The following is a 7141-nucleotide window of genomic DNA, read 5'->3' as shown; positions in this document are numbered from 1 at the left end:
GAAAGGTTAATTAAATCAGCAAGCTATGAATATTTTCGGTGCTTAGTATAAAGCAAAAACGGTGTCTATTCACATGAATAGACACAGGATAACATCTTGTTACTGACCGAAATCAATCTCCCACATACAAATTGGCTTTTTCTGGCCATTATTTCACCAACTACTTAGGTGGCTGTATATATTTTAATAAGCCATTAATGATTCAGAGTACCTTAATAAGATAAAGATCGACTATCCCGGGGGAAGTATGACTAAGCATAATGAGCAAATAGCAAAATCCAGACTTGGGCGCTTATTAGTAAACCGCGGTTATATTAGCGAAGCGCAACTTGATCAAGCACTTCAGCTTCAAGCCTCCGAGAACATGATGCTTGGTGAGGTCTTAATTAAGCAAGGCTGGATTAGTGAGAAAGAGCTAAATAGAACACTTAAGCATCAGTCTCGTTACCGTTACACTGCAGCATTTGTTGCTTTGGCTGCGGCGCCGTTTCAACCGATGCTTGCTATGGCTGCGAGTCCCGCTGCAGCTTTACCAATTAATAACACCAGTAGCGCTGAGCTAACACGAGAACAGTTAGGTAAGTTTGGCGGCATGCAGATGCTTGATGACGAAGCTTTGGCAGGTGTTAATGCCCAAGGGTTCGGTCCAATACCAGGTATGGGGCTTAGCATCGGTCAGAATGCTGACGGAGCGGTTGCCGGTTTTCAGCATAAATATAACGACGAAGATGAATATGAAGAGCCGAAGGATGAGCAAGTGGCTTATGAGTTAGCGGACAGTGTATTAACCATGGCAGGTGTTGGTCCGATATCTAACCTGATTGAAGCAGATATTTCTATTGAGGGTTTGAAATACCAGGAAGGAAGAGGGCCTATAGAAATTACTGACGAAGGCGGTATAAAAATATATATGCCGACAGAAATTGCTCGAATTAGCATGGAGAATATTCGAGTTAAAGGAAATACTAGCGGCCCAACTATGGGAAGCATTTACATGTCTGATATCAAGTATCATCCAGATTCCAGCTACACAATTACCGCGAGAAACTAAGCCCTCTACGTTGTTATACATAAAAAAACAGGCGCGAGCCTGTTTTTTTATGCGTCAAAATAGGGCGCTCGAACATAAAAAATTAGTTAGGGCTTTTCCTTGCTATATCGCTTCCCTATACCGGTTGAGAAAGCTATTATTCAACACGTTAATTGAGTTATAGAGAATTGATATGCCAAAAATAGCCAGTGGAATCGTACGATTCAAAACCGAAGTGTACCCTCAGAAGAAAGAACTATTCGATCAACTTGTGAAAGGGCAGCATCCAGAAGCTCTTTTTATTACATGCTCTGATTCTCGTATTGACCCAAACCTTTTAGTTCAGACGGAACCAGGGGAACTATTCATATGTCGAAATGCAGGCAATATTGTTCCACCGCATAGCAACTATACTGGTGGTACCACGGCAACGATTGAGTATGCTGTTGCCGTTCTTGAAGTCAAACATATTATTGTGTGTGGACACACCTGTTGTGGGGCAATGGCCGGCGTGATGGACCCTGACTCGCTCACTAACCTTCCTCATGTGACACAATGGCTCAGCTACTCAAAGGCTGCGCATCAGATTGTTATGGAAAAGCTGCCAGAGGGCTCCCATGATGAACGTCTGGCTATGTTGATTGATGAAAACGTTTTGCTTCAGTTGCAGCATTTAAAGACCCACCCTCATGTTGCTGCCAAACTTTCTACCAATAAAATTCAGCTACATGCCTGGACCTACGATATTGGTGCCGGAGACGTAAGGGCTTTTGATGATGAACGTGGTGAGTTTGTGCCCGTTGAGGAACGTTACGCCGAGGATGTAAAAGCGTATCTTGAATCCCAACAGGCCGGTGCATGCAACGCGGACCATTAATCTGGCATATGAAATAGCAAGGAAGGTAAAAGAGAATAATAAGGATCTACAATGAAAGTTTTGGTGATCGGTGCTAATGGCGATATTGGTGCTAATGTCTTACGAGGGCTGTCAATCTAAGATAACAACTAAAAGCAGCTTTAGGCAGCTTTTAGTTGTTATCTTAGCCTCGAAAGTAAACTTCGATCAGGTGATAGCCAAATTTTGACTTTACTGGACCGTGAACGGTCTTTAATGCTTTTTTGAAAATTACTTGTTCAACGGGCTTAACTAAGTCACCAGGCCGAATTTCGCCTAAGTCGCCACCATTCTTTTTGCTAGGGCAGCTAGAGTGCTTGCGCGCCAGTTTTGCAAAGTCACCCCCTTTAGCCAAGGCTTGTTTTATCGTGTTGGCAGTTTGCTCATCTTTTACAAGAATATGACGCGCCATCGCAGTTTTCATTAGCAAAGTCTCTAATTATCTCGGCTTTTTAGTTTAACTTGCATGCCCTTATTATTCGAGAGCGTAATGAGAGGTTGAGGGTCAAACACATTGTTTTCATCTAATTCGACTTCGAATCTTCTCATAATTGTTGCAAGTATTATTTTCGCTTCCATCATCGCAAATGATTGCACAATGCAAAATCGTGGCCCCGAGCCAAAAGGTATATAAACATGCTTTGGTATGTTTTTCTCGTTTTCTGGTGAAAAACGCTCTGGATCGAAGCGGTTCGGGTTTTCAAAATAACGTGGGTTTAAGTGGTTCGCATAAGGTGATAGGAAGATAACTTTATCTTTGGGAATATGATATGAGCCTATGTCAATGTCGTCATTGGCTTGTCGGTTGTTTAGCGTCCAGACTGGCGGTAACAAGCGCATTGATTCCTTAATGACCATATCAGTATAGTTAAGCTCACCTAGGTGTTCAAACTGAGCGTCTTGATCGTTTAAAACACTGTCTAACTCGGCATGAAGCTTTGCCTGAATATCTGGATGTAGAGCGAGCAAGTAGAATGTCCAACTTAAGGCATTTGATGTTGTTTCATGGCCTGCGGTAAATAGTGTGATTAGTTCATCCATCACGAGCTCGGTTGGCATGCTGCTTCCGTCTTCGTATTTAGCTTCGAGCAGCATTGACATCATATCTGGTTTTTTATCAGCATTTGTTAAGTCTGAGTTCTTTCTTGTTTCTATCATACTGCTAATTGTTTTGTGCAATGCCTTTTTGGCAGCGACCAAGCGACGGTTTCCTCGGGTGGGAACCCAGTCAGGAAAAACTAAAGCCTGCTGAAACCGTTTGTTAGTTTCCGTTTGAACGATGTGCATTGTTTCACCAATATTATTTGCATTGCTTTGCATATGTTCCATATCTGTATCAAACAGAGTCTTGCTGACGATATACATTGTCAGCTTGAACATATCATCAGCAATATCCCTGTTACCCGCCTTCCAATCTTGCGTCATTCTGCTTGTATAATCGCTCATAGTTTTAGCGTAAGACTCAATTCTACGGAAGTGGAAGCCTGGCTGTACTAATTTCCTTTGAGTCTTATGATTAGCAAGGTCATTGTTTGTTATCAGCCCCTTTCCCAAAACGGTTCCCATGACAGCAACGTCTCGGTCTGACTTTCTAAATTTTTTTGCTTGGCTTACAAGAATTTGGTGGCTTAAGTCACCACTTGTGACAAGCGCCATATTGTTAAAAGGGATGTGGAATTCCACTATGTCCGGGTAGGTAGACATTAAACGGTGGAAGAAGGCCAAGGGGTCTCGAGCAAACTCGTTAAGGCATCCTAGAATCACTTGTCCACGTTCTTGGGGTATTGCTTGGTTTGTTTCTGTATAGGTTATCGCGGCTGATGACATTGTATTCCTCATTTTTATATTTATTAAGGAGGGCTTACTTTGCCATAAAATGACTGGTAGTCACAAAGGCTAGGATGAGAAACAGCATTCCAAAATTGGGATGCTGCTATCAACATCTTCGATTATTTAGCTCTTGGGGCAGCGCACTAGCAGTACATCACATTCAGCGAGGTTCAAAATCTTATGAGCTGTAGAGCCTAGCAGTACTTCAAACCCGTGGCGACTATGACTACCTGCAACAATGACATCTGCATTTAGGTTATCTGCCTGTTTAAGGATTTGTTGAGCCGGTGGCCCAAAGCACATAATTAGATTATTTGGATCCAGCCCTGCCTCTTCAATGAAGGGGCGAAGGTAGTCTGCACCCGACTGTGCGAGAGCTTCTTGATCTAATGGAGGCGGTATCTGGCCTGGACTGCCTGCCCAGTCAGCCACAATCAGGTCGAGTACAACGTGAACTAAATGAATTTTGGCTGAAGGATTTTGTTCAGCCAGTGCAGATGCTTTGTTGAGCACTTGTTGCGCGTCTTTGCCGCACTCTAAAGCGACGAGTATACTATTATATAGGCTCATTGGTGATTCTCCTTTATTGTAGCTTTAGTCTAGTTTGGCATGAGCGCGTTTGCTATGTAATGACTTACATCAACCAGCAATTATTTTAGCTCTATGTCTCCCATGAGTTGAGCAAGCTGCTCACGGCTATTAATATTTAACTTATGATAAATACGATATAGATGGTTTGATATTGTTGATGGGCTCAGGCCGAGTTGTTTTGCGATTAATTTAAAGCTTAAACCCTTGGTCACGCCTTTTACGACATCTAGCTCCCTTTGGGTTAGCTGGTCGAGTTTATTTCTTTGGCGAACGCCTATTCGGAAGAGATCTCCCAGCTGCTGAGAGCTAAAGATGTAGTTCTGTTTTTCTCTCTGTTGTTCATTCAAAGGGAGTTTTAAGGGAAGGATTTGCTTTTGCGTATTTAATTCCTTACTTCCTTTAAAGCAAAGCTCGACTATGTCGAGAAACTCTGTTTCGACCTCATGGTAAATGCCGTGACGGTCGCATATCGCGTAGTACTGCTCCTCGCCCTCCGACCTATCTTCCATGCTTAGCATGCAAGCATGAGAGGCAGCTTGTATAAGATGAAATAATACTCGTTGATGTCTTTTCTTTTCGTTATCTGAGAACTTTCTATCTTTGTCAGTGCGGTACACAGAGAGAAGGGTATAGATACCGCTTCTTGAAGCTATGTGTAGTGAACTTAAAATACGTTTTATTCCATGCGGCTCAAAAACCGAGTGATAGATTTCAGAACGATAAAAGTCACTGTCGTTAATTACATCAGCCATATCTACAGCTTCACCAGCATGAGCAAACAAGCTATTGCTGATTGGATTTATTTTAATGTGTTCTATTAAGGTGTCTGGAAAACTAGTTGGTAGATTAAGTGTTGTGTGTGTGTGAAAAGTGCGCGTACTTAAATGTCCGGTGCTCCAGATCGCAGCGTCGATATCAAGAAATGACTGTAATTCGTTTAGGGCCCACTGGCGATAATACTCAATATCAACGCGCTTGGTTGCTCGATATAGGTGACTAATAAATGCTTCGGTTTCACTCATGCCTAGTGGAATCCAGGTAAAGGGCTATTATTGTTAGAATGGTTTTATTTCTTCTATGTCTCAATCTAAGGCCATTAGGCTAATTTTACTATCCTCTTAAGTAAAGAGCTTTGGCAAACTTTGTTTAGTTTATTGATTTGGTAACAAGGCAAGAAAGATGGCAGCTATTAAAAGTGATGTACTTATTGTTGGTGCTGGAATTGCGGGTTTAATTGCGGCGCATGAATGCTTGGAAAAAGGTCTAAGTGTCTCGTTGGTTGATCGAGATATTGAAGGTAATTCCGGTGGCCTGGCAAAGTTGGCGTTTGGTGGTATGGCCTTGGTGGGGACACCACTTCAGGAACGTATGGGCATAAAAGATTCTCCTGAACTTGCCTTAAAAGATTGGCATTCATTCGCTCAGTTCAGTGAACAGGATGAATGGCCTAAACGTTGGGCTGAATACTACGTGCAGAATTCCGCAGAGCGCGTATTTCATTGGCTATGTGACAAAGGCTTAAAGTTCTTTCCGGCCGTAAACTGGGTAGAACGTGGGCTAAATGGCGATGGTAATAGCGTTCCCCGGTATCACGTAATTTGGGGCACTGGTCACCGCTTGGTTGAATTGTTTCTAGAAAAACTGGCTAAGCATTCTAACCGTGATAGTCTTCAGTTCTTTTATCGACATCGTGTAGTTCAGTTGGTATCTGAAAATGGCCGCGTAGTGGGCTGTCGAAGTGAAAGTGAAGAGACTAAAAAGGTAGTAGAGTTTGAGGCTGAGCATACTATTGCTGCATGTGGCGGGATTAACGGCAGTATCGACAAGGTTAGGGAGCATTGGTACAAACCTTGGGGCTTGCCACCGAAAGAAATCCTAAACGGATCTCACCCTTATGCCGATGGCGCATTGCATGAGCTCGTTTCAAATTTGGGGGGGAGTGTTACGCATCTTGATAAAATGTGGAATTATGCGGCAGGTATTCCGCATCCTCAGCCACAATTTGAAGGCCATGGCTTAAGCTTGATCCCATGTAAATCTGCTTTGTGGCTTGACGCTAAAGGCAATCGTATTGGCCCTGATCCACTCGTTACTGGTTTTGACACAAATGAGTTATGTCGTCGCGTTGCCCAGCTAGAAGAACCTTATACCTGGCAGGTTTTGAACTGGGGTATCGCTGCAAAAGAATTCGCAATCTCCGGTTCGGAGCATAACCCCTCGATTCGAGACAGAAAGTTACTTAGCTTTTTAAAGGAAATATTGCTAGGAAATCACACGCTAATTGAGAAAATCTCTACTGAAAGTGACCACTTTATCGTTGCACAGAATATGGATGAACTCCTTACCCAGATGAAGGCTCTTGATGATGAAAAAGTTTTGAGCTGTGACAATGTTAAAGCTGCTGTTAGTGATTATGACCAAATGCTATCACGAGGGCCGGCTTTATGGAACGATGACCAGGTTAGGCGTATTCAGCAAGCCAGGGCATGGCGATCCGACAAAGTCAGAACATGTAAACCTGCCCCCATTGTAAGTGACAAATCCGGTCCGTTAATCGCGATTAAGCTCAGACTCATTTCCAGAAAAAGCCTTGGTGGCATACAGACTAATTTGCAAAGCCAGGTCTTGAGCTCAGAGGGTGCAGCAATTCCAGGCTTGTACGCGATTGGTGAAGCAGCGGGTTTTGGCGGTGGCGGTGCCAGCGGATTTAAGTCTCTAGAGGGCACGTTCTTATCCGGCTGTGTACTGACGGCGCGTAGCGCAATTGACGCAATCAACTAATACTAAGGGCAGAT

At 43.2% G+C, this 7141-nt stretch carries 7 protein-coding genes; 3 read left to right on the top strand and 4 right to left on the bottom strand.

All coding sequences use genetic code 11. The annotated features are described in order from the left end of the window. Window positions 1-247: 247 nt before the first annotated feature. On the top strand, window positions 248-1051 hold the full coding sequence (locus A3766_RS25825; RefSeq protein ID WP_068508465.1) for a hypothetical protein: 804 nt from the start codon (window positions 248-250) through the stop codon (window positions 1049-1051). Between the two features lie 172 nt (window positions 1052-1223). Then, window positions 1224-1907 (top strand): carbonic anhydrase, encoded by a 684-nt coding sequence (locus A3766_RS25820; protein WP_068508463.1) that lies wholly within the window; start codon window positions 1224-1226, stop codon window positions 1905-1907. A gap of 163 nt (window positions 1908-2070) precedes the next feature. Here A3766_RS25820 and A3766_RS25815 read toward each other — a convergent pair whose 3' ends face one another. From A3766_RS25815 to A3766_RS25800, 4 genes are all read right to left on the bottom strand, one after another. Then, window positions 2071-2349: a peptidylprolyl isomerase gene (locus A3766_RS25815; protein WP_068508461.1), complete on the bottom strand. Its 279-nt coding sequence runs from the start codon at window positions 2347-2349 to the stop codon at window positions 2071-2073. An 11-nt stretch (window positions 2350-2360) separates the two neighbouring features. After that, window positions 2361-3752, bottom strand: coding sequence for a cytochrome P450 (locus A3766_RS25810; protein WP_197475504.1), 1392 nt, complete (start codon window positions 3750-3752; stop codon window positions 2361-2363). Between the two features lie 126 nt (window positions 3753-3878). Next, window positions 3879-4325 carry a universal stress protein gene (locus A3766_RS25805; RefSeq protein WP_068633125.1) on the bottom strand — a complete coding sequence of 149 codons (447 nt, stop codon included), beginning with the start codon at window positions 4323-4325 and terminating at the stop codon, window positions 3879-3881. Window positions 4326-4405: 80 nt separating this feature from the next. Next, window positions 4406-5368, bottom strand: coding sequence for a LuxR C-terminal-related transcriptional regulator (locus A3766_RS25800; protein ID WP_068508456.1), 963 nt, complete (start codon window positions 5366-5368; stop codon window positions 4406-4408). Window positions 5369-5525: 157 nt separating this feature from the next. On the opposite strand from A3766_RS25800, the gene A3766_RS25795 reads away from it, so the two are divergent. Continuing rightward, window positions 5526-7127 carry an FAD-binding dehydrogenase gene (locus A3766_RS25795; RefSeq protein WP_068633123.1) on the top strand — a complete coding sequence of 534 codons (1602 nt, stop codon included), beginning with the start codon at window positions 5526-5528 and terminating at the stop codon, window positions 7125-7127. Window positions 7128-7141: the final 14 nt, after the last annotated feature.

The organism is Oleiphilus sp. HI0132, from assembly GCF_001635845.1.
This window is presented reverse-complemented; position numbering and strand designations above follow the sequence as displayed.